We start from the raw sequence: 2,525 nt of genomic DNA on the forward strand, positions 1-2,525 counted from the left end.
TACTCTGCGTCATATTTACGCTGGGCATCTGCATTGAGGATTGCAGTTGCAAAATGATAATCAGGAAATTGATATTTCAATCAAAACAACTAGATTAACGATTAGCCTTTTATTTCATTAGCCCACAACTTAAGGTAGGGGAGACTCATCGTTGGTGCTGGCAGCCAGCATTATCTGTTAGTTACCTGCGATCCTGTCCCTCAATTATGACGGTTCGGAATGTCAAGGACACTCGTCGATTTCGCGGTAACATTTGGTCACCGATCTTGTCAGTCTTCCGCCTTGCAATTGCGTGCCGCCATTCATAACGCGATTCCCCAGCCAGCACCACCAAACTGCAACGCTCCAACAGGAGAGACCTGGTGCCTTCACCGTTGACCGCCGATAGCTCCATCATACATTGCGAGCCAAGTGTGATGGAACAGACCACGGAACCGAAACACGTAACGCAGTCAACATGGGGTGCGATGCCTTGGCCTGGCTCATACTCGTTGACAATCAACTGATCTGGAGTGCTCATGTATCCGTCTGCAACCAACCGCGCAGCAAGCGACTGCGCCCAGCCTGGAAGCGAACCAAGGTGCATGGATGGGTCAACCTTCCGAGCCTTGTAATCATAGCGGTAACCGTAGTGCTGTACGCGCCGCTTGAGGTCGGTCAGCCATGGTTCGGCATCCACGGCAGCAAGCAAATCTAGCTCGTCTAGCTCGGTGATGAAATCTGCAACATACTTGAGTCCAGGAACATCCACTTGTGCTTTGCGGTTTAGCAGCATAATGGCTAGAGTGAGGAGCGGCGGCGAGAGGGCTAGAACGAAGTGCCAAGACTCTATTCCGTCTGCTCCACTGTGTTGTTAGCTAGCTGGCGACTACGCAGTGTTTATAATTCTACGCGATTGCTTCTAATTTCTGTCGAATTGCTGCCTGAATCTTTGCGAACTTATTTACTGCCTTTTGAGGGACCTGTATCGCAGACCGGAAAACGACCTTGCAAAAGCGGAACTGGTGCTACCTATTGGCTGTCCAGAAGGTTGTGAGTGATTGAATCACTCTGAGCTTTAATTGAGATGACCAACTCCCTGGCAGGAATGAACCCGATCGGGGAATTTGCCTTGGCAATAACAAACGCATTTCGACAAATACCCGGTTGCTGACATCCGACTGAACACGCCGCAAAGCTAAAATCCAAAATTGTGTGTTAGGTATTGGGGGCTAGGGGTTAGGTGTCATACTGATGGAAATAATTGCAATAAAGGATGAAGTAGATATGTAATCGAATACTGAGTGCTGCGTGGCTTCTACAGTCTGAAATTGCGAATTTTCCGTAATTCAAACGGGTAGCACTCTCCGATAGAGTAGGCTGGGTACTTCTCCGTAATTGCTAGCTCTAGCCTTGTAGGTATGTACGACTTTCGACAATTTATCTCAACAATCTACCCAAGCATAATTGGAGAGCACTGTTGTAGGTAGTTTTCATTTTAGGAACTGGAGTGTAATTTTATGGCAGGCAACTATTTTTCAACCCTGACATTACTGTTACGCGATCGCAAAGACTTTTTACTCGAAATTCAAAATGGTGTTCGCCTTAAGGATAAGATTGCATCATTGCTGATGATTAGCTGTTTATTTTTTGCCATCTATGGCGGCATCATTGGCGCGTTCAATAGTCCCCTACAAATTCTCTCATCGGCAATTAAGCTGCCAGCTCTTTATCTAATTACACTGCTAGTTTGTTTACCCACGTTGTATATCTTTAATGCTTTGTTTGGGTCTAAGCAAACGATCGCCCAAAACTTTGCTCTGTTGCTTACATCAGTCACGGTCATTGCTGTGCTGCTGCTAGGCTTTGCACCAGTTACTCTATTTTTCCTAATTACAGTTCAAGATTATCAATTTTTCATACTGCTCAATGTTAGTATTTTTGCCCTGACTGGCATTATTGGCGTGTTGTTTCTCTATCAAGTGATGAAACCTATCTCCGATAGTGAAAGTAGTGAAGGAGCAAAGGTTCGCACTAATATCCTCCGGTTTTGGCTAGGACTATATGGGTTTGTGGGCAGCCAGTTAGGATGGACGTTACGTCCATTTTTTGGTGACCCTAACCAACCCTTTCAACTATTTCGAGAGCGCGGTGGCAACTTCTTCCTAGGCGTGTGGAATTCCATTCGTGAACTGCTATTTTATTGATCCGTTATTTAGCCATCAGTTTTCAGTATTCATCAGTATTCAAGAGTTATCCATGCAAGCTGACTTAGCAGCATTACAGATTAGCCCTTCAGAACTGGAGCGCCTAGCTGGCTTAGAAATCAATGACCTGTTTATCGGTGGGCTAATAGGGGGCACGGTACGATCGTCTGTATTGCGTTATCCCCAGCGGTTGCTGGCCTTTGGCTTAACAGAGTTAGCAATTATAATCCTGGTATTAGTTGTAACGTTACCCATTGGGTTGTTGATGATTCGAGGAGTGACTGACGCAATCCAAGATGCAGCGACAGTTACTCAGGTTTTGCAGGTAATGCTTGGGGT

At 45.9% G+C, this 2,525-nt stretch carries 3 protein-coding genes; 2 read left to right on the forward strand and 1 reads right to left on the reverse strand.

Translation table 11 applies throughout. The features are described from left to right. Positions 1-181: 181 nt before the first annotated feature. On the reverse strand, positions 182-775 hold the full coding sequence (locus tag NZ772_17165) for an alpha-ketoglutarate-dependent dioxygenase AlkB (GenBank protein ID MCS6815287.1): 594 nt from the start codon (positions 773-775) through the stop codon (positions 182-184). A 724-nt stretch (positions 776-1,499) separates the two neighbouring features. Between NZ772_17165 and NZ772_17170 the strand changes: the two genes are divergently transcribed. Both NZ772_17170 and NZ772_17175 read left to right on the forward strand, forming a co-directional pair. Then, positions 1,500-2,186, forward strand: a complete 687-nt coding sequence (locus tag NZ772_17170) for a hypothetical protein (protein ID MCS6815288.1) — start codon at positions 1,500-1,502, stop codon at positions 2,184-2,186. Then, positions 2,167-2,525: hypothetical protein (locus NZ772_17175; protein MCS6815289.1), on the forward strand; the 359-nt coding region annotated here is incomplete at its 3' end. The genes NZ772_17170 and NZ772_17175, both read left to right, overlap by 20 nt.

It is taken from the genome of Cyanobacteriota bacterium, from assembly GCA_025054735.1.
GTDB lineage: Bacteria > Cyanobacteriota > Cyanobacteriia > SKYG9 > SKYG9 > SKYG9.

Excerpts from the sequence above, each read along its gene's own strand:
- NZ772_17165 (MCS6815287.1), bottom strand. The coding sequence starts at position 775 with ATGCTGCTAAACCGCAAAGCACAAGTGGATGTTCCTGGACTCAAGTAT.
- NZ772_17170 (MCS6815288.1), top strand. The coding sequence starts at position 1,500 with ATGGCAGGCAACTATTTTTCAACCCTGACATTACTGTTACGCGATCGC.